This window comes from Alkalicoccus saliphilus (assembly GCF_003044065.1).
Taxonomy (GTDB): Bacteria; Bacillota; Bacilli; order Bacillales; family Salisediminibacteriaceae; genus Alkalicoccus; species Alkalicoccus saliphilus.
In genome coordinates, this window is the sequence record NZ_PZJJ01000011.1 from 1 (window position 1) to 24,631 (window position 24,631).

Annotated in this window: 26 protein-coding genes; 14 read left to right on the forward strand and 12 right to left on the reverse strand. The window is 44.6% G+C overall.

Annotated features, from left to right (window positions below; genetic code table 11):
- A partial coding sequence (locus tag C6Y45_RS17845; RefSeq protein WP_218017804.1) for a hypothetical protein occupies nt 1–276 on the forward strand: 276 nt, incomplete at its 5' end.
- Between the two features lie 204 nt (nt 277–480).
- Nucleotides 481–1,659: a M20 metallopeptidase family protein gene (locus tag C6Y45_RS08145; RefSeq protein WP_281260602.1), complete on the forward strand. Its 1,179-nt coding sequence runs from the start codon at nt 481–483 to the stop codon at nt 1,657–1,659.
- A gap of 112 nt (nt 1,660–1,771) precedes the next feature.
- On the opposite strand, the gene C6Y45_RS08150 is transcribed toward C6Y45_RS08145, so the two are convergent.
- Both C6Y45_RS08150 and C6Y45_RS08155 read right to left on the reverse strand, forming a co-directional pair.
- On the reverse strand, nt 1,772–2,971 hold the full coding sequence (locus tag C6Y45_RS08150) for an ABC transporter permease (protein ID WP_107584742.1): 1,200 nt from the start codon (nt 2,969–2,971) through the stop codon (nt 1,772–1,774).
- Entirely contained in the window at nt 2,964–3,710 is a 747-nt protein-coding gene (locus C6Y45_RS08155) for an ABC transporter ATP-binding protein (RefSeq protein WP_107584743.1), read from the reverse strand. Before C6Y45_RS08155 ends, C6Y45_RS08150 begins: the two co-directional genes overlap by 8 nt.
- Before the next feature lie 155 nt (nt 3,711–3,865).
- On the opposite strand from C6Y45_RS08155, the gene C6Y45_RS08160 reads away from it, so the two are divergent.
- The 4 genes from C6Y45_RS08160 (at nt 3,866) to C6Y45_RS08180 (ending at nt 7,404) form a co-directional block, all read left to right on the forward strand.
- Nucleotides 3,866–4,297, forward strand: coding sequence for an HIT family protein (locus C6Y45_RS08160; protein ID WP_107584744.1), 432 nt, complete (start codon nt 3,866–3,868; stop codon nt 4,295–4,297).
- Between the two features lie 86 nt (nt 4,298–4,383).
- A complete protein-coding gene (serC, locus tag C6Y45_RS08165) occupies nt 4,384–5,469 on the forward strand; it encodes a 3-phosphoserine/phosphohydroxythreonine transaminase (protein ID WP_107584745.1) in 1,086 nt (361 codons plus the stop codon).
- A 239-nt stretch (nt 5,470–5,708) separates the two neighbouring features.
- Nucleotides 5,709–6,302 (forward strand): HTH-type transcriptional regulator Hpr, encoded by a 594-nt coding sequence (locus C6Y45_RS08170; RefSeq protein ID WP_107584746.1) that lies wholly within the window; start codon nt 5,709–5,711, stop codon nt 6,300–6,302.
- Between the two features lie 526 nt (nt 6,303–6,828).
- Entirely contained in the window at nt 6,829–7,404 is a 576-nt protein-coding gene (locus C6Y45_RS08180; protein ID WP_107584748.1) for a DUF3267 domain-containing protein, read from the forward strand.
- A 156-nt stretch (nt 7,405–7,560) separates the two neighbouring features.
- On the opposite strand, the gene C6Y45_RS08185 is transcribed toward C6Y45_RS08180, so the two are convergent.
- Nucleotides 7,561–8,139: a YpmS family protein gene (locus C6Y45_RS08185; RefSeq protein ID WP_107584749.1), complete on the reverse strand. Its 579-nt coding sequence runs from the start codon at nt 8,137–8,139 to the stop codon at nt 7,561–7,563.
- 159 nt (nt 8,140–8,298) lie between these two features.
- On the opposite strand from C6Y45_RS08185, the gene C6Y45_RS08190 reads away from it, so the two are divergent.
- The 3 genes from C6Y45_RS08190 to C6Y45_RS08200 all read left to right on the forward strand — a co-directional run bounded on the left by C6Y45_RS08190 (nt 8,299) and on the right by C6Y45_RS08200 (nt 10,182).
- Entirely contained in the window at nt 8,299–8,478 is a 180-nt protein-coding gene (locus C6Y45_RS08190) for a hypothetical protein (RefSeq protein WP_107584750.1), read from the forward strand.
- 362 nt (nt 8,479–8,840) lie between these two features.
- Complete coding sequence (locus tag C6Y45_RS08195) at nt 8,841–9,719, forward strand: peptidylprolyl isomerase (protein ID WP_107584751.1); 879 nt, start codon at nt 8,841–8,843, stop codon at nt 9,717–9,719.
- Nucleotides 9,720–9,882: 163 nt separating this feature from the next.
- Entirely contained in the window at nt 9,883–10,182 is a 300-nt protein-coding gene (locus C6Y45_RS08200) for a hypothetical protein (RefSeq protein WP_107584752.1), read from the forward strand.
- 276 nt (nt 10,183–10,458) lie between these two features.
- Here the strand turns inward: C6Y45_RS08200 and C6Y45_RS17485 are convergent, their stop codons facing one another.
- The 6 genes from C6Y45_RS17485 to C6Y45_RS08230 form a co-directional block, all read right to left on the reverse strand.
- Entirely contained in the window at nt 10,459–10,644 is a 186-nt protein-coding gene (locus tag C6Y45_RS17485; protein ID WP_160058247.1) for a hypothetical protein, read from the reverse strand.
- Nucleotides 10,645–10,704: 60 nt separating this feature from the next.
- Nucleotides 10,705–11,649 carry a 3'-5' exoribonuclease YhaM gene (gene yhaM / locus C6Y45_RS08210; protein WP_107584754.1) on the reverse strand — a complete coding sequence of 315 codons (945 nt, stop codon included), beginning with the start codon at nt 11,647–11,649 and terminating at the stop codon, nt 10,705–10,707.
- Between the two features lie 516 nt (nt 11,650–12,165).
- Nucleotides 12,166–13,524 carry a sensor histidine kinase gene (locus C6Y45_RS08215; protein WP_107584755.1) on the reverse strand — a complete coding sequence of 453 codons (1,359 nt, stop codon included), beginning with the start codon at nt 13,522–13,524 and terminating at the stop codon, nt 12,166–12,168.
- Nucleotides 13,521–14,192, reverse strand: a complete 672-nt coding sequence (locus C6Y45_RS08220) for a response regulator transcription factor (RefSeq protein ID WP_107584756.1) — start codon at nt 14,190–14,192, stop codon at nt 13,521–13,523. Before C6Y45_RS08220 ends, C6Y45_RS08215 begins: the two co-directional genes overlap by 4 nt.
- Nucleotides 14,193–14,880: 688 nt before the next feature.
- Complete coding sequence (locus tag C6Y45_RS08225) at nt 14,881–17,421, reverse strand: AAA family ATPase (protein ID WP_107584757.1); 2,541 nt, start codon at nt 17,419–17,421, stop codon at nt 14,881–14,883.
- A complete protein-coding gene (locus C6Y45_RS08230; RefSeq protein ID WP_107584758.1) occupies nt 17,418–18,617 on the reverse strand; it encodes a metallophosphoesterase family protein in 1,200 nt (399 codons plus the stop codon). The genes C6Y45_RS08225 and C6Y45_RS08230 overlap by 4 nt, the downstream gene beginning before the upstream one ends.
- Before the next feature lie 77 nt (nt 18,618–18,694).
- Between C6Y45_RS08230 and C6Y45_RS08235 the strand changes: the two genes are divergently transcribed.
- Complete coding sequence (locus tag C6Y45_RS08235) at nt 18,695–18,880, forward strand: YhzD family protein (RefSeq protein WP_107584759.1); 186 nt, start codon at nt 18,695–18,697, stop codon at nt 18,878–18,880.
- Nucleotides 18,881–18,898: 18 nt separating this feature from the next.
- Here the strand turns inward: C6Y45_RS08235 and C6Y45_RS08240 are convergent, their stop codons facing one another.
- From C6Y45_RS08240 to C6Y45_RS08250, 3 genes are all read right to left on the reverse strand, one after another.
- Nucleotides 18,899–19,330 carry a PaaI family thioesterase gene (locus C6Y45_RS08240; RefSeq protein WP_107584760.1) on the reverse strand — a complete coding sequence of 144 codons (432 nt, stop codon included), beginning with the start codon at nt 19,328–19,330 and terminating at the stop codon, nt 18,899–18,901.
- A gap of 92 nt (nt 19,331–19,422) precedes the next feature.
- A complete protein-coding gene (locus C6Y45_RS08245) occupies nt 19,423–19,782 on the reverse strand; it encodes a YlbF/YmcA family competence regulator (protein ID WP_107584761.1) in 360 nt (119 codons plus the stop codon).
- A gap of 96 nt (nt 19,783–19,878) precedes the next feature.
- The gene (locus C6Y45_RS08250) at nt 19,879–21,018 is read right to left on the reverse strand and encodes a DUF445 family protein (protein ID WP_160058249.1); all 1,140 of its coding nucleotides are present in this window, start codon (nt 21,016–21,018) and stop codon (nt 19,879–19,881) included.
- A gap of 132 nt (nt 21,019–21,150) precedes the next feature.
- Between C6Y45_RS08250 and C6Y45_RS08255 the strand changes: the two genes are divergently transcribed.
- The 4 genes from C6Y45_RS08255 (at nt 21,151) to C6Y45_RS08270 (ending at nt 24,601) form a co-directional block, all read left to right on the forward strand.
- Complete coding sequence (locus C6Y45_RS08255) at nt 21,151–21,357, forward strand: DUF5342 family protein (RefSeq protein WP_107584763.1); 207 nt, start codon at nt 21,151–21,153, stop codon at nt 21,355–21,357.
- A 19-nt stretch (nt 21,358–21,376) separates the two neighbouring features.
- On the forward strand, nt 21,377–22,222 hold the full coding sequence (locus C6Y45_RS08260) for a PucR family transcriptional regulator (protein WP_218017805.1): 846 nt from the start codon (nt 21,377–21,379) through the stop codon (nt 22,220–22,222).
- A 123-nt stretch (nt 22,223–22,345) separates the two neighbouring features.
- A complete protein-coding gene (locus C6Y45_RS08265; RefSeq protein ID WP_107584765.1) occupies nt 22,346–23,437 on the forward strand; it encodes an ABC transporter ATP-binding protein in 1,092 nt (363 codons plus the stop codon).
- A gap of 537 nt (nt 23,438–23,974) precedes the next feature.
- On the forward strand, nt 23,975–24,601 hold the full coding sequence (locus C6Y45_RS08270; RefSeq protein WP_107584766.1) for a 3'-5' exonuclease: 627 nt from the start codon (nt 23,975–23,977) through the stop codon (nt 24,599–24,601).
- Nucleotides 24,602–24,631: the final 30 nt, after the last annotated feature.

A 24,631-nucleotide genomic window follows, 5' to 3' on the forward strand; every position in this document is an offset into this window, starting at 1 on the left:
TTTCGATTACGATTCATAGAGGATCCTCCTTATGATGGTTTTTGGTTTAGCAACTGCATCATATCGGAGGATCTTTTTTATGTCCAGAGGGGCCAGACGAACCTGACAGGAATGCTCCGAGGCGAGACAGGACGAGCAGAAGATCCATTTCTTCCGAGCATTGGGAGGAAGAAATTAGCTGAGGCCGGCCCGCCCGGAAAGCGTCCTGTGGAGGCGAAAGCGGGAAAATGTCTACGCCTGTATAAAAAATACTTTATAAACAGCCTGCAGCCCTGAACAAATATTTTGTTCAGGGCTCCGCTTATTGGATCTGTATGTGCCGGTTTTTCTGATTTGCCCTGCAGTAATCTTTTTACGGGGACCGTCGGCACCCTCATCATTATAAAAGGATTACTGCTTTTTTCAATAAACTGTTATGACTTTCTTTCCTTTTATTCAGAAGGTAAAATGGAAAAGAGATTGTAAAAGGAGGTTTTTTCTTTGTTTAAAGAATTACAGCAGAAGTTATCTGAACATTATGAAGAAATGGTGGAAATACGCCGTTACCTGCATGAACGGCCTGAGATATCGTTTCATGAGGAGGATACACCTTCTTATATTGCAGAATACCACCGTAAGCTTGGACACGAAGTGAAAGAGGGAGTTGGTGAACGGGGGGTCACAGCAGTGTTGAAAGGCGGAAAGCCAGGGCCAGTCGTCGCTCTGCGCGCTGACTTTGACGCGCTGCCAATCAAAGAAGAAACCGGCCTTCCTTTTGCGTCCAAAGTGGATGGGGCTATGCATGCGTGCGGGCATGACGGTCATACAGCCGAGCTCCTTGTACTTGCAAAAGTACTTCACACTATGAAAGATGAGCTTGCAGGCACTGTGGTATTCATCCATCAGCATGCTGAAGAACTCGCACCCGGAGGAGCACAGGCAATGATAGCAGACGGATGCCTGGACGGTGTCGACGTGATTTATGGCACCCACTTATGGGCTACTACACCGCTTGGAAGAATGGAGTATACGGAAGGGCCGATTATGGCAGCTGCCGATAAATTTTCCATTAATGTGCGTGGTACAGGCGGTCACGGGGCCCAGCCGCACATGACGAAAGATTCTATTCTTATTGGTTCCCAGATTGTCCAGAGCCTTCAGCATATTGTAAGCCGTGCCGTGGATCCTATGGAATCAGCTGTAGTAAGTGTCGGCCATTTTGAATCAGTAAACGCCTACAACGTAATAGCAGATCAGGCAAAGATTGTCGGGACTGCCCGAAGCTTCGATGAAGGTGTACGGGATCTGCTCGCAGAAAAAATCGTTTCAATTGCGGAAGGAACGGCGTCCAGCTACGGTGCAGAAGCAGAAGCCATTTATGAACGCGGCTACCCTGCAGTTATCAACCATAAAGAGGAAGCCCGCACGGCAGCAAAGGTCGCAGAAGCGGCAGAAGGTATTGAAGAAGTCGTTTTATCCAAGCCTCAGATGGGCGGAGAAGACTTTGCCTACTACCTTCAGCATGTTAAAGGGGCATTTTTCTTTACAGGGGCGATGAATCCGGAATGGGAAACCGCCTATCCACATCACCATCCGAAATTTGATATCGACGAACGCGCTATGCTGCATGCAGCCAATATACTAGGCGGACTCGTACTGGAAACTTTTGACCAGAGATAAAATCATATAAAAAACACCAGGCCGCCTCAAATAATTTGAGGCGGCCTGAAAAGTAAAAACATCTTCCATTACGCAGAAGAATCCGGACATATTTTCTTCAAAAAGCAAGCTTCTATCCGGTACTGTTTCTCTTCGGAATACGGTAGTAAATAACATACACATATACAGCCGCAGAAGCTGCCAGAACTGTAATACCGTCCAGAACGTTTCCGGAAGCAAAAGTAAAAATCGCTACCTGCACAATACCAAGTATTTTCAGCCAGTATATAAGACCCTTCTCCTCTGTTTTTTCCGGCAGAGGATAAAGTTCCGGCATCTGACTCGTACGGAAATGGTAGCGGAGCGTTTCCATCTGAAGAACAGTCATATAGCTGAAGAGTGCTCCCATAAGCCACCGTCCCCAGCTGAGATCAACAGCAAGAATAAATATGACACCTAAAAAAGTCAGTCTCATATAGACGCCGAAATAATCGCCGGATCGAAGAAAAGCTCTTGCGAATAAGTACTTGTACACATTCCGGCGGCTGTACGAAACAAAACGGTATATAAACGAAAGCCACTTCCGTTCACGAATGCTTTCTTTTAAATGCGGTACATCAGTAAAATTGTTGGCAATCCGGTAAAATAAGCGCACTGTATTATTCTCTATTTCAATCAGACGCTGCCATTGAAGCGTTCCATTAATTTTTTTGAAGTACAAATAATATATACATGCTGCTCCCAATGCGGAAATCGCGGCTCCCAGAAGCAGCCCGGAAAATAAAAGGAACAGAATGCCTGCATTTACAAAAAAACGCAGCCATTTATGCATGCGGAAAGTCGTTTCATCACCGATGCGCTGTTCCTCAAACGAAGCAGCAAGGTTCCATCCTTTTAATAAAGACAGGAGGAGCAGTACGAGAAGAAGCGGACCTGCTGCCTGGCCGATACGGTCTGAATAAAGCGGGGCAAGCACGAGAAACAGCAGGGTGATCCACCCCGTTTCCATCAGCCAGCTGTAACGAAGCGACGACCGGAAGTAAGGCTTCATCCTTTCTTCCATCGGCAGTAAAAACACAAGATCCGCCTGTTTTACAAATGTCCTCACCCTCCCCCTGGCAGTCATCCACGCAAAAACGAGCGTGAAAAATAAAACAGCAGGGAAGTTTTCCGGCAGCCACTCCAAAAAACGTCCATAATAATAACTCCCAAACAGGAACAAAATATAAATGGCAAATAAAAAGCCGCTGTTCCCTATAAGACGCAGATACTTAACTGCTGTGGACCAGTATTCCTGTTTTCTTGTCTGCCATAATGTCATGACATTATTCATGAGTATCTTCCTCAGTAACAGCTACATAAATATCGTCTAAATCTGCCCCTGGCATATCAGCCTGCTCCTGCAGTTCCTGAAGGGTACCCTGCATCAGTACTCTGCCCTGATCCAGAAAAACGAAGCGGTCACAGTATTTTTCAGCAGTGGACAGAATATGCGTGGACATGAGAATACCGCACCCCTGATCGCGCATTTCCTGCATTCTTTCAAGGAAGGATTTAATCCCGACCGGGTCCAGGCCTACGAACGGCTCGTCTGCAATGTAAAGTTTAGGCTCAAGAAGAAATGCACTCATTATCATTACTTTCTGCCGCATACCTTTCGAAAAATGGTCAGGAAACCAGTTTTTCATCTTTGTCATCCGGAACTCTTTCAGCAGTTCCTCCGCTCTATTATGAAAATCATTTTCGGAGATACTGTAAGCCATCGCCGTCACTTCCAGATGCTCCCATAACGTGAGCTCTTCATAAAGAAGCGGGGTTTCCGGAATGTAGGCGAGCTGCCTCCGGTAGGCATCCGGGGACCCGTCAATCGTGTGCCCATCGACTTTTATAGTCCCCCGGTGCGGTTCCATCAGCCCTAAAATATGTTTAATAGTCGTACTTTTACCGGCCCCGTTCAACCCGATCAGACCGACTATTTCATGGCGGTTTACATTAAAAGAAATATCATGCAGCACCGGCCGCGTACGCTGGTAACCGCCGTCCACATGTTTAAGTTCCAATAATCGTTCCATAACAAGTGACTCCTCCATTCTTTATCTCTTCAAACTATATCGAAATCCTGCCTTGATGAAAAGCCTTCCTGTTTTGCTTCTCGCAGATCGTGAAAATATATGATAAGATAAATTTTATTACATGAATATTCCAACAAATTATCGAGGTGATGCAAATGACAGATCAGGACTGTATTTTCTGTAAAATTATTGCGGGAGACATCCCTTCCGCCAAGGTGTATGAAGATGAGCATGTATATGCATTTCTTGACATAAGCCAGGTAACAAAAGGACATACGCTGATTATCCCAAAGGATCACGTAAAAGACATTTTCGAGCTCCCGGAGGAAACAGCGGCTAATCTTTACCGGGCTGTACCAGGGGTGGCTAAAGCACTGAATAAAGCTTTTGAACCGAACGGCCTGAATGTCCTTAACAACAACAAGAAGCCTGCCGGTCAGTCTGTTTTTCATTATCACCTTCATCTCCTTCCGCGCTATGGAAAAGAAGACGGCTTCCAGCCTACATGGGCAGATAACAGCGGTGATTATTCGAGTGAAAAACTTTCTTCACTTTCGGAAGAGATTGCGCGCCACCTTTCTTCTTAGTTTTCAACAGTTTCAATAAAACTTCAAAGTACACTACTATGTCAGCTGCTGAAAACAGCAGCTGATTCTTCAGGAGGAGTCTACATATGAACAGAGCTTACAACTTTAATGCCGGACCGGGCCCGATTCCCTCGCCGGTGCTTGAAAAAGCACAAAAAGAAATGTTCAACTTTGAACAATCCGGAGCTGCCGTGATGGAATTAAGCCACCGCAGCAGCCTGTATGAACAAATTCATTTTCAGGCTTTACAGCAGCTCCGCGACATTTTATCCGTTCCGGATGAATTTGACATTTTATTTCTTCAGGGTGGTGCGACACTCCAATTTTCCATGACCGCTCAAAATTTCTTATCTCCTGATAAAAAGGCTTCCTTTGTACTCACAGGCTCATGGTCTGAAAAAGCATTAAAAGAAGCCTCTGCTTTCGGCTCAACAGAAGTCCATGCCTCCTCTGCCGATAACAACTACCGCTCTATCCCGGATGTTCATTTAAAAGGACTGGGGGACGACACGGCCTATGTTCATTTAACTGCGAATAATACAATTTTCGGTACTCAGTGGCCCGAGCTTCCTGACCGGGGCAGCCAGCCGGTTATCATTGACATGTCCAGTGATATACTAAGCCGGTCGGTTCCATGGGATAAAGTAGATCTTGCCTACGCCGGTGCCCAAAAAAATGCCGGGATGGCCGGTGTAACGCTTGTTTTCATACGAAAGTCGATGATAGAAACAGGAAACAGCAGCCTTCCCCCTTCCATTTCCTATAAACAGCACGCTGCGAAAGATTCACTTTATCACACTCCTCCTACAGGGGCTATATACATTACAAAGCTGGTGACCGACTGGATCCTCGATCTCGGCGGCCTCCCTGCAATAGAAAAAAGAGCCGAAGAAAAAGCCGGCATTCTGTACCGTACAATTGATCAGTCCAACGGGTTTTACAAAGGTCATGCGGATAAAAATGCCCGTTCACTTATGAATGTCACCTTCCGTCTTCCGGACGAAAAGCTCGAAAAAATGTTTCTTGAGGAAGCTTCAGAAAAAGGATTTATGGGACTGAACGGTCATCGCAGTGTCGGCGGCTGCCGGGCTTCCATATATAACGCAGTTCCCGTGGAACACGTGCAGGCGCTGCAGGAGCTTATGGATAATTTCCAGAGAAAACATGGCTGACTCTTTTATTACAATAATTTTTTAGTGATTTGTATCCGAATGCTCCTGCGCAGCATTCGGATTTTTAATGCTCGAAAACCTTTTTATAAAAGTGTTCTAATAAAACCGAAATAAATTTTCAGAAAATACAGAAATGATATTGAGTATTTTAAAAAAGCTGTGTTATTATATGTATATCATTTTATTAGTAAAATAATGGTTTCGTATGTATATCCGCATCAGCGACAGGAGGTTAAATTATGGAACAGGATCCAATGCAGTCAATGAAGCAGTCTATTATGTTCAGTCATAAACTGGCCCAACTCAGCAAAGCTCTCTGGAAATCCATTGAAAAAGACTGGCAGGCATGGATAAAGCCCTTTGATTTAAACATTAACGAACACCATATTTTATGGATTGCCTATCATCTTGAGGGAGCATCCATTTCCGACATAGCAAAATTCGGCGTAATGCACGTTTCTACCGCGTTCAACTTTTCAAAAAAACTGGAAGAGCGGGAGCTCCTGACTTTTTCAAAACGGGATAACGATAAAAGGAATACGTATGTCTACTTAACGGAAAAAGGAGAAAATCTTCTTCTGGAAACTTTCAAATGCTACAATCCTGATACATACAGCGTATACGCCGGGTCCCTCCCTATTAAAGAATTATATGGTAAATTTCCGGAATTTTCTGAGTTGATAAGTATTGTAAAACATGTTTACGGCCCCGACTTCATGAATATATTCGACAAATCGATGCAAAAGTTTGAAGAAGATTTCACCGAAACAGATGGCGAACTTATCCCTGCGCCTAAAAATCGCAATCCTGCCCCTCCTGTGATACCTGAGTAAACTTCCGGAATTCAGCCTTTAAAATTCAATGTTACGACAAGTTTATAAAAACCGTCCTTTAATAAACTATATGCATTTCAACAGTACTCCGGTCTTCCGGAGTTTTTTATTTGCCTCTTTGAACCTTTGTCCGAAGCTTTAACAGAAACAAACATGTAAAGTTTTCCAATCCTCCTGAATGTAAATTTTCTTTTCTCCCGTTGGACGCTCCATTCTCTGCTTCCTCCCTGGATAGCAGAAAGTCACAGTTTTTTGCGGAAGCTGCAGAAGACATAAAAGAGCTCCGGAGCGGTGAATGCTGGAACCACTCCGACCGGCGAAAGGCGGGTGGAAGCCGGATTACGATAACAAAAGCACTCCTTTTTTCAAGACAGCTTAAAATTGAGAGGAATGAAAAGCCGCTCAAATGGGCACTTCTTTATCTTTTAAAAATTCTTATTCAGAAAGATGTTGATTTTTTCGCTCAGGGGGAGTACATTATCAAGGTATTACTTGTTTATATTTGTAGCTGAAGGAGGTTTTCCCGATGAACTGCTTAAAGACTGTTTCAGTTGCGAAAGAAATCGGAAAAACACGTATGTGGTTTTTATCATCCTTGATGATGCTTGCATACTTTTTAATATTTTTTACGATGTTTCAAACGTTCGGTGCTCAGACACCGCTGGTTGACTATGGATTCTTTATTGTAATAGGCGGGCTTACGGCCGTACTGCCAGCACACCTGCTGCTCCACTGCATTCCTATCTGGGCTGCAGGCAGAAAAGCTAAGTTTGGATTCAGAAGAAATCAGTGGCCGTATTTTTATTATTCGTCCCAGCACCCTGTTTCCAGAAAGCTGAGTATCATTTCTACTGTTTCACCAGCGGGAGTTATTACACTTGGTGCTGTCGTTCTGGCAGCTGTATATCCCGCCCATACGCATTATATTGCTATATTATCCGCTGTTAACTTCGGATTGAGCACTTATGACTATTTTGCATTCCGTCAAATGCTTTCTGCTCCAAAGGAATCGTTGATTGAAGAAAACAAAACCGGCTTCCACATTATCCGTCCAATGGTGGAACCGGAAGTGGAAGTGGAAAAAGAAAGCCCCGCTTCTTAATCTTTTTACACGTTTTTTTAATGGAGGGTAAGTACACGGAAAATAGCTTCTGCTGAAGGCAGTATACAGCTGCCCAACCGACAGCGTAATTGTCCCCGTAACAGAACTTAAACAATAGTAATAAAACGGTCACGACACAGCGTCGTGACCGTTTTATTATTCAGCTGCAATTATTCTAAACTGTATATCGTTTTCTTCAAGATCCAGAGTTTCTGCCTCAATGATGTAGTCCTCTGTATGCATTTCCCTCATATCAAGGTAAAGGGATGATTCTTCCGGCACCACACTGATCCATTCCGGAAGTTCCAGCCGGTCTCCAATCAGATTAAAAATTTGTTCCGCCGGAAGTTCCACAAACCCTACCTGAAATCCGTCCTCCCTCAGCCAGACGTTCCCATCTTCAGCGACTTCCGGGTTAAATCGGACCTCAACAGGAATATCAAACCCGAAAGCAGATATTTCCGACTGAAAATATACAGCATCATCAATAATTAAATCAAAATCGTCCATATTTTCTTCCTCTTCCAGTTCACGCTGAAGCCAGGCGTTTGCATCCTCTCTCGTCGACGACACTAAAAACTCCGGCTGCTCCGGTGCTGTCCTCTCATGATCCGGCGGTACGAAAGATTCTTCCTCTGTACTATCCAGCGACTGATTTACCCAGAGCCATCCGCCTGCGATAACAACCAGAATTAATCCCAGGAGACCAAAAAATGCAGTTTTCCATACGTTCATTCCGACACCTCTCTGATTCAGCTTCCAGACAATGTTTCATTTTCTTTCCGCAGAATATTTGATACACTTAGTATATCTTTAATTATTCCCTGTTCACGTTTAAATATAACGCTCCATCTGACGAATTTGAACCCGGGCACCTAAATCAGGAGGTTTATTATGTATATACCATATATTTTATTTGCTATGTTTTATTTATTCATTATTAACACAATGACAAATAACCTTGTTGTTTCCAAAGAGATCCCGGAGGAAAAGCATCAGAAAATTTTCCGGACAGTAAATATACTGATTACGATTCTTATTACTACGTCATTCGTCCGTATATATTTAACTTAGAAACCTGCCCTCTGCGGCAGGTTTTTTTGCCTCAGCTGCCTGATAGTATCTCCACAGCAGGGGCATAGTTTTTCCTCCACTTTAACAGCACGTTCGGCTCCCCTCCCCGCTGTAGAGCTTACAGCCTTCAACACCAGTTTCGTCCTGAAACGGAGTTTTTTCACCCATCACCTTCACACTTTATCTTAAAAATAAGAACCGCGATCGTCCTGAAAAATAAGCTGTCTCGAAAATTAATAATTCAGCCGTCTTCATCAGAAAGTGGTAATAAATCTCACTGTAAAATTTAACAAGGAAAACCGGACGAACAGTATTACATATGCTACTATAAGAGTAATTAAAGGAAGAGGAGGAACCGGCTTATGAGATATATTTTACTTGTGGTTCTGCTCCTGACAGCGTGCTCCAACGACGGCTCCCTTCCATCGGATTATAATAACAGCTCAGAAACTGAACAGGAGGAAATGGCTGCTGTAACCAATGCCGGGTCTGTTTCCGCCGAAGAGCTGCATGAAGCTCTCCGGGAACGCCACGGTGCAGAAGTGTTGAGTCAGCTGATTAATCGTAAAATATTTGAAGCAGAAGCAGAAAATCTTGGCATTACTGAAGAAGATGTAGAAAAAGAAATGCTGTCCCTGCGTGACACCCTTGGCCTTCAGGAAACGGATGATTTTTATCCACTGGCAGAAATGCAGGGGGTTTCCAGTCAGGAACAGCTTGAAGAGCGTATTTTAAAGCGGCTCGTTCTGGAGGAGCTGACCGGAAATGAAAAAGGGGTTGAAGAGGCAGACTTAATGCAGGAGTACGAAAGTGGAGAAGCCGTACACGTACGTCATATTTTAGTCGAAAGCAGAGAAAAAGCACAGGACATCAGCTCCCGGCTCGAGGAAGAGGAATTTTCAAAACTGGCAGAAACATATTCACTCGATCCCGGATCCAGCGGTTCCGGAGGCGATCTCGGTTTAATCCGCCGCGGTACAAGGTCTCCGCCTTTTGAAGAAGCAGCATTCACTTTGAAGGAAAGTGAAATCAGCGAACCGGTCGAGAGCCCGTTTGGTTTTCATATTATTGAAGTCACCGGGAGGGAACCTTTTACCGTGCCTTTTGATGAAGTAAGTGAACAGCTTTATACCTCGTTGAATGAACGTCATATGTACCGGATGCAGCGGAAGGAAGAAGAGCTGATTGAGGAGGCGGAAATCTCCATACTGGATGAAGATTTTGTAGATCTTTTTGAGTAGAAGAAGAAGGCTGAAATAAATAAAGACGGCTTTATGCCGGGGGCTCTTCCCAGCTTAAACACAAATGGGATATCCAGACACTCCCAGCCGATCCAGTTTAAAGGTTTGTAATATTCAAAAAAGGGAAAACCTCCAGTACTATACTTAAAACGGAGGTTTTCACATGGCACCAGTGAAACTAAACGATATGAGCTTCGGAGAATTTCAAAATTTTTTAGTTAAGACCGTAATGGATAAAATGGACAGCTCATTCGATCAGAGCCCGCTAGTGTATTTCCCTATCGTCCATGACAGGGTCGAATCTTTTCTGCTTGTACACTGGGAAGAGGCGTGGGAAAACTGCAGCACGATGACGACTGAGGAGTGGGAAGCTTCTTCCTGTTACGAAGTTTTCAAACAGGAAGTACTCGATGAATTCACTTCTTCCTTAAATGAAAAGGACCTGTATGAACCCCATCACTGATCAGTGGGACACCCCCGCAATATACTAAAAGCTTCCTCTTTTTAGAGGAAGTTTTTTCAGAGTGTTGATTAAGTCTTGGTTTTAGAATAATTATTCTTCTGAATGTACAGCTTTCTCCTGCACTCCCCGGCGGAAGCTTGCCGTGGGGCTCGCCGTCAGCTATTTTCCAGCCCTGCGGCCATGGAAAAGGATCTTCCGACTTCGCTCTATCCCACCGGCGTCCCCGCCGGACGTTCCGGAGGAAAAAGCATCTCCTTTATGAAAGAAAGGACGGAATCAACACGTTTTTAGAAGAGAAACCTTCTTTTTATTTTCCTGCTGGAGCTGCAGCAGGCGACTCCGAGGCGAGATAGGACGAGCGGAAGATCCATTTCTTCCGAGCATTGGGAGGAAGAAATTAGCTGAAGCCGACCCGCCCGGAAAGCGTCCTGCGGAGGCGAAAGCAGGGAAATGCATAGGCATGTATAAAAAACACTTTATAAACAGCCTGTAAAAGCTTCCTCTTTTTTAAAGGAAGCTTTTTTATATGGTAAAAGTAGGTTTATAGAAAGAACGCTGGTCCATTGCAAAGATTCTTTCTGTGAATTCCCCTGGTGCGGCCCGCTCAAGTGCCCTGTCCATCATATTCATTTTCGCATCGATGTTGTCGATCATATGAAGTATCTCAGCCTCCCGCACCATTGGAGGCTTTGGACTGCCCCACTCTCCTTTGGAATGGTGGGATAAAATTAAATGCTGGAGTACAAGCACTTCCTCTCCTTCGATTCCCAGTTCTTTTGCGGCTTCATCCACTTCTGAAGACATCATGGAAATGTGTCCTATAAGCTTTCCTTCCAGAGTGTACTGGGTTGCCATCGGCCCGGAAAGTTCTCTTACTTTTGCCATATCATGAAGGATCACTCCTGCATACAGCAGGTCTTTGTCGAGTGTCGGATAAAGGTCGGAAATACTTCTTGAGAGCTCAAGCATAGAAAGAACATGGTACAGAAGGCCGGATACAAATTCATGATGATTTTTCGTTGCTGCCGGAGAAACGGAAAAATCCTGCTGATGTTTTTTAAACAAATGGCGGGTAATGCGCTGTAATTTTGCATTGCTCATTTCGAACAAATACTGATTTACTTTTTCAAGCATTTCTTCTCTTCCCAGTGGTGCTGAAGGAAGAAAATCTTCCGTCCGAGACTGCTCCAGTCCTCCAGCCGGACGAATTGTTTTCAGCCGGAGCTGTCTCATCCCGCGGAAATCCTGAACATCCCCCTGGATATGAACAATGGTACCGGAACTGTATTTTGTCTCGTCTTCCGGGGTCACTCCCCACATTTTAGCTTCGATCTCACCGGATTTATCAGATACATGAAGCGTTAAAAAAGGTTTTCCATTACTTGCTATTCCTTTTTTCGCATTTTTTATAAGTAAATACTGATCGACGGATTCACCGATCTGATGGTGATCAATTCCTTTTTTCATTATGGCAGCCGCTCCTTCCAGAAAAAACATTATCCACATTATAACACGAAACGCACGTTCGTTCTAAGGGAAAGGGCCGGGGTTAATGCCGGTTTCTACCCTTTTCCAGCGATAAGGGACCGGACCGACATTCGGCAGATAAAGGACCTGTGTATACTTGTATAACAGTATTGTATTTCAGCAGAACTATGAATAACGCTATGTTCTTTGATACCTGAAGAAAAAAGGTTTCTGCTTTTCATGAGGGCTGTTCTTTAGTCGGTAAAACCGTTGCCCACGTGACTTTCAAAAACAATGAGGAATGAAAATGTCCTTTTTAGTTATGTAACCTCCTATCGAGCCGGGAAGTGCTAAGACGGCTGGTCTTTACTTATCTGCTTTAGTTTCAGGACGCCATGAATAAAGGCAGAATAACGTATAAACGTTACCCTGCCCAGTGAGACGATGAAGTTTTTTGTTGTAATTAATTATGCTGCCGCTGCAAAGCGTGATGCGGAGTCGGAAGTCTCCCTTCCGTCAGCTTTCGTGGCTTTGGTATTTGGGCAGATGCATCGTGAAAGTTACACCGTCATCCTTATTCCAGACTGACGGATAACCGTTGTGCAGCTCACAGATCCGCTTTACTATAGCGAGCCCCAGTCCAAACTGGCCTTTATTACCTTTTCTGAACGGCGTAAACAGATGGTCGACTTCATCCAGTGGAATATTCTCCCCATTATTCCAGACGTGTATAAGAGTATGATTTTCATCTTCTTCTGCAGAAAGTATAATTTGACTGTCTGCATACCGCAGTGCATTCTCAACGAGGTTTTCAAGCAGGATGCGGAACTGTTCCCGGTCCCCCCTGAGCATCGTCTCGTCGCCCTGAACCGTTATAGAGACGTCTTCCCTCGTCAATCGGAAGCGCTGCTCCACGTGATACGCAATAGACCCGAATGGAAACTCTGTAATATCCATCGGTGTTTCTCTAAGGGAATCCAGCTTCGTGTAATACAGCATATCTTTTACACGCTTTTCCATCCGGTTTGACTCTTCAATAATTACGTCCATTGTTTCATCCAGATTTTCTCTCGGCGTTACGCCGTCTTTTACAGACTGTGCATAACTTTTTACAATCATGATTGGTGTTTTCAGCTCATGGGAAGCATGCTGCATAAATGTTTTTTGAGCTGAATCATAGCGGATCAGATTCTGCCTCATTTTCTCAAACTGGTTGGACAGCTTTTCGAAATCCTTATCTCCATGCCAGTGAAAAGGTTCCTTCCAGTTTCTTTCGGCAATCTGCTCAAAGTGATTACCAAGACTCGTCAGTGGCTGACGCAGGTAATGTTTGAGCCAGAAAGCAGGCACGAGACTCATCAGTCCGGCAAAAAGCATAATATAGCTCAGTCTGCCCCAGAGGCGGTCAACCATCTCGTCACGATACGTATCCCACATATAGGATACGTGATAGGCTTCTCCGCTTGTTGTATAAACTTTATACACTACATAGAAAAGTGTTGCCCCATTGTAGGTCAGTTCATATCTTCCACGCCGGGTCATCTGTTCCTGTGCCCGTTCCCCCATCTCCTGCAGAACCTCATTCGGCACAGGATCTCCTTCTATCGTCGCCAGCTGATTCATTAGAAAAAAATGAAAGACAGAGCGTTCTGCCTCCCTGCGCTCGATAAAGTCAAGCTCCGACTGAGGAGGCACTACGTGCTCACCCTGAGGATTCGCCCAGCGCATCTGTTCTTCTTCAATGATCCGATAGGTTTCTTCTGTCAAAGCGCTTTTCAATGAAATTGGATAAATTACACCGATAAGCAGTGCTACAAGCAGCAGGATGGAGATAAACGAAAACCAGATCCGCTGCGTGAGGTTCAGACGGATCATGATGAGAGAACCCGGTACCCATATCCGTAAAGTGTTTCAAGGTGAATGCGCGGAAGTTTTTTTCTGACTCTCCGGACCACGTCATCCACTGCCCGTTCCGAACCGAAATAATCTGTCCCCCAGACGTATTCTATGATAGTTTCCCTGGAAAGTGCGTCTCCAATATGGGAAGTCAGCAGAATCACAAGATCCATTTCTTTCGTTGTCAGTTCTATGTGTTCTCCGCCATCATGTACTGTCCGGGAGGTCGGATCTATCTTATAGCCGTTCAGCTCAATCTCGTCTTTTTCCTGCTCATCCGGAGGGTACACCCGATTAAGCATCTTTTTCGCGCGGATCACGAGCTCTTCAGGCAGAAACGGTTTGGCCAGGTAATCATCACTTCCAAGCTCCAGACCGAGCACTCTGTCCAGATCTTTATCCCGTGCTGAAATAAATATTACGGGAGTATCCGCTTCGGATTTAATTGACTTCAGCAGCTGATAGCCATCCATCCCCGGGAGCATAATATCAAGTATCCATAAATGCGGAGGTTCCGGAATATGTTCAGAAGCTTCTTTCCCATCGGTAAAGTGCTTTACTTCCCAGCCTTCTTTTTCCATGTAGGCTTTAATAACTTTTCCAAGATTTTCCTCATCCTCTACTAAGTTCACGACAAATTTTGTCATTAAGACCCTCTCCTTACCAGCTTGAAATGGAGCCCTCCGGAAGCTGCTGGACGGCTTCCTTCTGTCAGCTCGGTGGTACTGCCGGTCTCCACGGCCGGCAGTCGCTATTTTATATACATTTTAATACATGCATGCACATAATGAAAACAGAATGTGTAATTTACATGATATTGTAGAAGTGCCGTTCCTTTTTTATATCAGCTGCCTTTAAAATAAGCTATGTTAAAGTGGACTGTTGATGACTGGAGAAAAAGCTCTGTTTTTCATAAACACTGCTCTTTATTTTGTAAAACCGATGCCCGGGCAGAAGGACAGCCGCAGGCGACTTTCAAAAAACCGGAATGCTTTAACAAAGACATTTATGCAAAATCATTGCACCATAACAGGTGAAAACAGTCTTCTCTATCGTTCGTTTTACGTCTCCTGCTTTTTCCTTCAAAAGATGATAGAATGCGGTCGTTTTATCGGAAGCTGTAGTGGACATAGAGGGATTCCAGAGCGATGAAGGCCGAGCCGATGATCCGTTCAGAAGGATGGAATCAGCTGAGTCCGGCCCGCCCGGAAAGCCTCTCGCGGACGTTCATTTTTCCAGGCAGTCTTATAATAATACACAGACAGGAGAGATGTCCGGCCTGGTTTCTATCAGCAGGTATTCAAAACAATTCATAGTTTTAAAAGCGCCCTGCTATTATTGGCGGGAAAATGAATCTGATACACTCGTCAATTTCACTGAAGGAGCAGCGATGAAATCTTCCCACTCTCTGGCAATATGTTCATGGCACGTAAAAAATATAATCTGATGGTTTTCGTTAACTTGTTTCAGCGTTCTCCAGAGATTGCGTCTTCTCGGTTCATCCATATTCACGAGCACGTCATCCATAAAAACTGGAAGCGCCTGCTGGACCTGGATCAGAGAAAGTCTTACAGCACAGTACAGAAGTTCCCGCGTTCCCGTGCTGAGCTGGGCAGGGGTAAATAGGGCTCCGTCCCTTCTTTCTGCCAGAAGTTTTTTCTCTTCCAGCGGAATATGAATATGGGGATACTTTCCTTCCGTCATGTCTGAAAACATCCGGGAGGCTTTCTGAAGTACATCCGGCTGTTTTTCTTTTTCGTATATTGTACGGACTTTTTCGGCTATCATGTCCTCTGCTGCAAAAACTGCCCATTGAGCTGCAAGTTCTTTTAACGAATCTTTTTGTTTATTATAATTCTGCTGCAGTTCTGTATATGTTCCTTTTTCCTCCATCTCGCGGACCGACTGTTCAAGATGAAGTTTCTTTTCATACAGTTCCTCTTTCCGTCTTTTAACCTCCTCTGCTTCCCGGGTGAGAGCCGTCATTTTGTTTTCTCCGCTTTCCAGACCCTCCAGCAGTTTTTTCTGGCGGTGGGCATCCGGAACCACAGCGTTCATCTGGTGAATACAGCTCACTGCTTCTTCTTTCTGCCTCCGCTTCTCTTCTTCTTCCACCATAAGCCTCGAAAACTGATTATCATTTCTGCAGGAAACTGATTCAAGGAGTTTCTGATGATTTTTTTGCAGCTGAAATTTTTCAGCTTCTAATTGTTTCAGCTTTTCCTCGATATACTCCTGCTCTTCCTTTTTTTTCTTCACACCCTGCTCTTCTTTCTGATAATCATCCGCCGTTTGTTTTAAGGCCTGAACATGCATGTGTAATGGTTCTTCTACAGCGAGACCAGCCGCACTGGAAGCTTCACTCCGGAACTGCTTCAGCCATGTTTCTGCCTCTTTTTTCTTATTATAAAAACTTGTCATTCTTTCTGAAAGCTCCTGAAACTGATCGGCTGTTTCCAGAGCATGACGGCATACAGCAGTATCAAGGCCATAAGGAATTTCCGCTTCCTCACACCATCTATCTTTCTCTTTATGAAAACTTTCCCAGTACTCCTGCAGAGTATCCATCTCTCCGGGAGAAGAATCTGTTGTTTTTGACCGTGTAAGACTGTACATATAAAGGACAGCTCCAAATAGAACGAGAAATATACCGGCAGCCCATTCTCCCAGAATAATTGCTCCCAAGGCACCGGCAAAGGCCGCAGTGGAAAACCATTTTCCCGGGTAGTTTTTTTCTGCTTTTGGAAGTTCTTCAGAAAGTTTTTTTCCCCGGAGCTGTTTTTCCTCAATTTTCAGCATTCTTTCTTCTTCTGTCAGCTCCTCAAGCTTTTTCCGAAGGGGAGGAGTTACCACTATGCTTTCCAAATGTATATCCGGTGGAAACTGACTTTGGAGCTGCTCCTGTTTTTTTTCTGTCTTCCGTATTTCCTCCGATGCCTCTGCATTCTGCTGCTCATAAAGCTCTGCTTTACCGGAGGATTCAAGGAGATGGTGAAGTTCCATTTTTTCTTTTGCAGTGAAGGAAAAAGGACGGACTGTTTTTCGATCCGCCTTTAACACTGCCTGCTTTTTTTCAATATCATGGAGTTCCGCTTTATTGCCTTCGTATGTTTCTATCATTTTTTTTGATAAAGCAGGCTCATAAAATTCCGCCCCTTTAACTGCTTCGTAGGATTTCAATACCGGAAGCAGTAAATCCTTTAATTCCTCTTCTTTCAAGCCGATCTGTATCTTCTTTTCCTCAACTTCCAACTTCTCCAGCGACTGTTCTGCTGCCAGCAGATCTTCCTTTAAAACTTTGTATTGATCAAGCTTTTTTTTCCAGCCCTCAACTTCCCGTTTTGTTTCGTTCATTTCAATAACGAGTTTGTTGACAGCAGTCGTTCTGCCACGGGGCTTAAAAAGCTCTGCAGCTTTTTTCCGGGCAGTGCGCTGTGCAGAGAAAAGCCCGGTAATACCTGTAAGGGAAGTATCGAACAGCTGCTGATTTAATTCGGCCGGATCTGTTTCTTCCATTCGGCGCAGCTGATCAAGATCCATCCGGTACAAATGCCGGAACGTCGAACGGTCAATACCCTGGAGCAGTCCGGAAACAGCTGCCGGGCGGCCATTTTTTAATACAGTTGTTTCTCCACGCTTCGACCTGCTCTGTCTGCGTTCTATGTACCACTTATCCTCTCCGGAGTTTATAAGAAGCGACCCGCTGCACCCTTCTTGTCCGGCCGTCTGAAAACCGAAAAGGACCCCTTCAATAAATTCAAGAATAGTGGATTTCCCACTTTCATTATGGCCGAAGAAGAGCAGAGAGCCGTCCACCTCCCACTCTTTATTTTTCCACAGGCTGTAGGAATCAATTTTAATATAATTCAGTTTCATCTGTTTTCCTCCTCCTGCACAGCGAGAAGAAGATTTGTTTCTGCCTGATTTAATATATCTTCCAGCTCCTCTTTTTGAAAACCGTTTAAGTGACGGCGGATAGAAGGGTGTTCCAGCAGGGACCGCAGGTACTCTGTAAGCTCCGAGGAATCTTCTTTCAGTTCTGCAGTGATTTTCTGAATATCTTCTGCAAGCTCTGAATGGCTTTCCACAAGAGGCTGCTTCGTTTTTAATTTCATAGACTCCACTATCAGCTCGTCCTGATCGAATTCCTCCCTCAAAAGCCCGTGCAGTTCCTTTTTGTTTCTATGCATCCAGTAATGAAGGTTTCCTCTTCCCTGAAATTCCATCGAACAGAAAACTGCCGTTTCCGTCACCGGCAGAAGCCGGCCGGCCTGCAGAATAAGATCATTAAAAGTTTCGGCTCGTTCGATCGGTACTTCAGCTCTTGTCCATATGACTTTAGACGACTGTATAAAATCCAGATCTGTTTCCTCCCGGGACATCGTTACCAGGCAGGCTCCCTTTTCACCGGTTTCTTTTCTATGGCCGCCCTGTATGCATCCTGGATAAACAATAGCCGGGTTTCTGCTGAGCACCTGATGTTCATGAATGTGCCCGAGTGCCCAGTAGTCCATGCCGGTATTTTTCAGCTCCTGTACTGTAAAAGGAGCGTACGGTTCATGAGTTTCCTGGGAAGATTCCTGTCCGTGAAGAATCGCGATGTGCAGTCCTTCCTCATTTCTTTTATTAAACATAGGTATCGGAGAAGCAGTATAAGCTTTCTCCGGATAGCTGAAGCCATATAAAAAAACTTTTTCTTCCGCCAGTTCGTGGATTATCACGTCACCTTCCGGAGGAAAAATGTGAACATTTTCAGGCAGCTGAACTGCTTCTTCATTCGTGAACGGATCATGGTTCCCATGCACGGCATAAACGTGGATACCTGCTTTCTCAAGTTTTTCCATCTGTTTTTTGAAAAACCACTGCGCATGAATGGACCGCTCTTCGTGGTGATAAAGGTCACCACTTATTATCATAAAATCCACGCTGCGGTTTACCGCTTCCGAACAAATAGTTGAAAATGCAGCATAAGCAGCCCGTGCCAGCTTGTTTTCCAGCTCCCGGGAAATATTGTCCGGAGCCTGAATACCACGGTCAAGATGCAGATCCGCACAATGAATAAAAACGGCCATTTAATCACCTCGTCATATTTAAAATGAATGATTATTCATTTTGTGGTACTATTTAGGCAGGAAGGGAGGAAGTATGTATGAAAACTTATTTTTTAACAGCATACAGCCCGGGCGGAGAACATCTGATCAATGAATCTCTTCAGGCAGATACAGACGACGAAGCTGTAAAAGCTGCTGTCAAAAGGCTTGAAGAAGAAGAATTGACCGATGTGCCGAGCCGTCTTGTCCGCTCTTCCGGCGGTATGCTTCATTTTCACCCTTAACCTGTACACTGCCGGACTTTACTCTTCCGGCAGTGTATAAAAAGTTCCGCTGATTTTACTAAGCAAAACGTTCTCATCGTTATGAATAGTACATTCCACATACTGTACACCGCGTCCCTTTTTTAAAAAGTAGGCCGCCGCATGAAGACTTCCGCTTTTTTCCGTACGGAGAAACTGGGTTTTCAGTTCAAGGGAGACGGATGGTTTTTCGTTAAATGCAGCGCAGAGATGACCCATCGCTGTGTCCGCCATATAAGTAATAATTCCTCCATGAATAAATCCGACCGGATTATACATTAATTCTGAAACAGGAGCCTCCAGCCTTACTTCTTCTTTCTCTTCATCATATTCGAATGAAAAATCAAATAAAGAATACAAAAAAACTTCCGGAGTTCCGTCTTTATGAGCTTTAAGTGCTTCTACCGCTTTTTCTTCCCATTGTTCTGCCAAAGTAGCTTCACCTCTTTCTAATGCTTATTTTAACATGAATACAAAAAAGGACGGCATAAAAAAGAATCCCGCAGCTGCGGGATTCTCTTAAATTAACCTTCCTGGTTCTCTTCCGTGCCGTATAGAGATTCCAGTGGCTCTGTAATGATTTTGTTAAGATCGCCGACAAGCTGGCTCATCTTCTGCTCTTCTTCCATCAGCTTCATAATCTGCTCATGCTGCTGGACAACTTCAAACTGCTTCTGCGCCTGCTGGACTTCTTCTTCAGAAATCTGCTCGCCCTGCATCTGCTTCTGCTGAAGTTCCATCTGCATTTGACGGAAATTATCGAGCATTTTCTTAGCTACTTCATCATTGTTGATTTCTTCGTGAAGCTGCTTAAGTTTTGTAAACTCTTCGCTTTCCTGAAGTTCTTTCGCTAGTTCGTGTGCCTTATCGAATGGATTGGCCATAAATATAATCCTCCTTGGTTTCTTTGCCCGCCCTTGAGGGCGTTTTTTTGGCAACTCCGTTAGACTGTAACATAAATGAACTTATTATGCATCCCATTACCATATGAAAAGAAGAAAAACTCCTTGTATCAATCCGACGACCGCTCCAATCAGTGCTCCGAGCACAGCAATCATTTTCAATTCACGGTTTGCTATTATAAGAAGCATTTCCTCCAGCCGTGCCAGTGGGAAAGTATTGACTTCTCTTGTTACGAGGTCCCGTATCCCAATATGCTTCATAATAGATTTAATATACTTTGAAAGAATCATGGAGGCAGTGGAAAGAATTGATGGAATAACTTTACTGTTCAAAAATTCTTCATAGCGGCCGCTCCACGCAGACAGCGGCCGGCTCCATTCACCTACAACCGGGGCCCTTCCTACAAGGGCTGATGTCAGCAGAGATATCTGCTCATTCAGTTTATCTTCCGATAAAAAATAGTCCGGAGATCTTGCAGTCGTTTCCCTCCATTCCTTCAGCAACAGCTCCTCCATCAATTTTTTAGTATCTGCATCTTTCAGGAACCGGACAAGCTCCCTCGCAATCGTGTCCGAAAGAGAAAAACGATGAGTCAGTCTTCCAACGAAAGAAGAAAAATTCCCTTTGGACTGAAGATACTGTGTAAGCATCGTGTCAATTTTTTCCCTGCCTTCAATTGAATCGACGTATTCTGCTCCTTTCCAGGAGATCTGTTCTACAATTACAGGAATTCTTTCCTCAACAGCGGTGTTCCATGATGGCGGCAGCCATTCCCTGACCGGCCGGTGCTTATACTGTTCAAACAGTTCATAAACTTTTGCCGTAAGGCCTTTTTCTATATTAATACGAAGATCGTGCAGCTGATCTTTTCTTCCTATATGGTGCTCCACCCATTCGTCCAGTGTCCGCTCTTCCTCCATCATTTCACGTACTGCCTGCTGCAGCCGCTTTTCCACTTCTTCCACGAGAAAACCTTCCGCAAGCTTTTCTTTCATACCTTCCGGTGTCACGAGATGGTCCTCCACGAGCATCCCGAGGTTATCTGCTATTTCCCCGCGCCTTTTTGGAATGAGTCCCGGAGTAAAGGGGACTTGTTTTTTTCCTATATACCACGCCCTGTATGGACGGAAAAGCATGCGGATGGCTACAATATTAGTGCCCCCGCCGATCACTCCTCCTATGAGAATGACCAGAAGGAGCATGCCGAAATCACCCATTTTCATCCTCCTAGCTGACTAAACGTAATTTGTATTTTACCCTATCATGAATCTTTTTTCCAAAATGAGCCTGCTTTTATCCTTTACCCTTTCATGATACGATTAAGACGAATTTTTAAGGAGGAGATCATTTTGATTCAGCATTTTCAATGGAAAGAACGCCCTCCCTTCGGATGGACCTTTACTTTTTATTACAAGCAGGCACGTCATAAAGGAACGTACCAGAAAGATGGAAAGATTCACTGGCAGTTGCCGGAAACGATTCCTCCGGACGATAAATCCTTTCTGGAAACGGCAGTACATGACCTGATGCTTTACCATGTATACGAAGACCACTAGAAAGCGGGGATCAGCGGTCATGAACGATAAACAGCCTATTATACTAAAACATGGCACGACAGAAATTAAGCTTATGGAAGAAGAGCTTTCCTATGAAGAGCAGCTCCTTCTGCAGAAACTGCTTTCCCCTCCCTCCTCAGATGTGCCAGCGGGACATATGGACCGGCTTCTGCATGAACTTCTTCTTATGAACGGAAAAGTATCTCCTGAAGAATGGAGCAGATACCTCACATTCCCGGTGCGGGCTGTGTATATTTTTCTCCCCCATCCCCTGGAGGACCGGGAAGAATTTTCTGAAGCCGTTCAGGCTTTTTTTTCGGGAAGCACAAAGCTTTTCTGGAAAAATTCACGGGAAGGACTGTTTTTTCAAAGAATGGACGATATTTCAGATATGGATGAAGATGCTTCCATTATCGACACGCTCGCGGCAGATTTTTTTATTCGTCCGGCTTTTTACATCGGCTCCATTATCCACCATCCCGAACAGCTGAATGCGCAGATCGAATGGGAAAGCTCTCTGTTTCGGGAAGTTACAGCTTCACTTCCGGAAAAACATTTCTTCAAGGAACAGGAGCTGACTTTATATTATCTTCTAAATCATCTTTCAAAAGAAAGGCTTCATACTGTATCGCAGATTCTTACTTCTGTTAAGGACGATCCAGCTCTGCTGCAGTCGGTCCACTGCTTTCTCGAATGCGGGATGAACATATCCTCGGCAGCCAAGCAGATGTATATGCACCGTAATACGATGCAGTACCGGGTCGATAAGTTCATTGAAAAAACCGGCATTGATATCCGCCGCTTTCCGAATGCAACTGCTGTGTATATGCTCCTACTCGCAGATCCGTCTGCTCATAATGACTGATATCGGCAGAATGCACAAAAACTGCAGCAGCTTTTTGTGCATTCTGCCAATAGTATTGAAAACCCTTTCACGATAAACTGAAGTCAGATCAAATTCAGACATCACTGGAAGGAGTTATTACTTATGGCAGATATAGCTTTCAAAAACCTTTATAAAATTTATGATGGGGACGTTCAGGCTGTAACAGATTTTAACCTGGATATTTCCGATAAAGAATTTATTGTATTCGTTGGGCCTTCGGGCTGTGGTAAATCGACAACACTTCGAATGGTTGCAGGACTTGAGGACATTTCCAAAGGAGATCTTTACATCGGCGAAGACCGGGTTAATGAAGTTGCTCCTAAAGACCGGGATATCGCTATGGTTTTCCAGAACTACGCGCTTTATCCACATATGAACGTATATGAAAATATGGCTTTTGGCCTGAAGCTGCGTAAGTTTCCTAAACAGGAAATCGATGAAAGAGTTAAAAATGCCGCGAAAATTCTTGGACTGACAGAAATGCTCGACCGCAAACCTAAAGCTATGTCCGGTGGGCAGCGCCAGCGGGTCGCACTTGGACGTGCGATTGTCCGTAATCCAAAAGTTTTCCTTATGGATGAGCCGCTTTCCAACCTTGATGCAAAACTGCGTGTGCAGATGCGTGCAGAAATTATTAAACTGCATCACCGCCTCCAGACAACTACTATTTACGTTACACACGATCAGACGGAAGCTATGACTATGGCATCCCGTATCGTCGTTATGAAAGACGGCCTTGTGCAGCAGGTGGGCGCTCCAAAGGAAATTTATGATTATCCGGAAAACGTCTTTGTCGGAGGATTCATCGGTTCCCCTGCTATGAACTTCCTGCACGGCAAGCTGAACGGAGATACGTTTGAAATGAACGGTCATAAAGTAAAGGTTCCTGCAGGGAAATTAAAACTGCTGAAGGATTACGATCAGAAAGAATTAATTCTCGGTATCCGTCCGGAAGAAATTCATGATGAACCGCTCGTTCTTGAGGCTTCCGAAAATTCCCGTTTCACAGCTACTATTGATGTAGCAGAACTGATGGGTGCAGAAACTTTCCTCTACTCCAAAGTTGCCGACCAGTCGTTTATTGCACGGGTCGACTCCCGGACAGATGTTGAAAGCGGAACTGAAATAGAGCTTGCTTTTGACATGAATAAAGTCCATTTCTTTGACCCTGATTCTGAACAGCGTATCCGCTGATCCAACAATAGGCTGACCCAATGTGTTGTTGGGTCAGCCTATTCAGGCTGTTTATAAAGTATTTTTTATACAGGCGTAGACATTTCCCTGCTTTCGCCTCCGCAGGACGCTTCCGGGCGGGCCGGCTTCAGCTGATTTCTTCCTCCCAAACGGATCTTCCGCTCGTCCTATCTCTCCGCCGGAGTCGCCTGCTGCAGCTCCAGCAGGAAAATAAAAAAGAAGGTTTCTCTTCTAAACAAAACGTGTTGATTCCGCCCTTTCTTCCATTCAGGAGAGGTTTTTCCCTCCGGAACGTCCGGCGGGGCGCCGGTGGGAATAAGCGAAGTCGGAAGATCCTTTTCCATAGAATAATTATTCCCTTCAATGGATAAACTCCTTATCCTGCCCGCGGAAGCTGCCGGTCTCCTCCCAGGCAGACCGGAGGGAAGCAGAGTTTTTTCTTTTTGTCGTCAACCACTAGCTTTAACATTTCTTTTCAAATGAAGCTTCCTCTGCTACTATATTAGGAAACATACGTTTGCAGGAGGTAGTAATAAAATGAATTTTACAGCGATAGATTTCGAAACCGCTTCAAATGAGCAGGGCAGTGCGTGTGCCATTGGACTGGTACACGTAAAAGACAGCGAAATTGTGGATGAAGTATATTCTTTAATAAAACCCTTCACTCCTTATTTTGATCCGAAATGCGTCCGTGTGCACGGCCTGACGTGGGAAGATGTGCGCATGGCTCCTGACTTTTCAGTACTCTGGCCTCGTGTGGAACCGATGATTGAAGGAAATCTTCTTCTCGCCCACAATGCCGCTTTCGATGTCCGTGTTCTTCGTTCCGCTCTTGACGTCCACAGGATTCCATACCCAAACGCTTCCTATAACTGCACCGTTCAGATTGCCAAAAAAACCTGGCCGGAGTTTTATAACTATAAACTTTCGACGATTGCCCACGAGCTTGACATCACCTTTGAACATCACCATGCCCTGGAAGATGCCCGCGCAGCAGCTGAGATCATGCTCCGCGCTGAAGAAATTCACAACGCTTTTGATGAAGAAACTTTTCTCCAGCGGCTTTCAATGGCCAATGGGCTGCTTGCTCCGGGACACTGTGTTACGCCCGGTACCAATAAGAAAAAAAGAAACCCGGCACTGTCAGGCCGGATTTCAAAGTAGGAAAACTTCCCATAAGATATGAAAACAGTC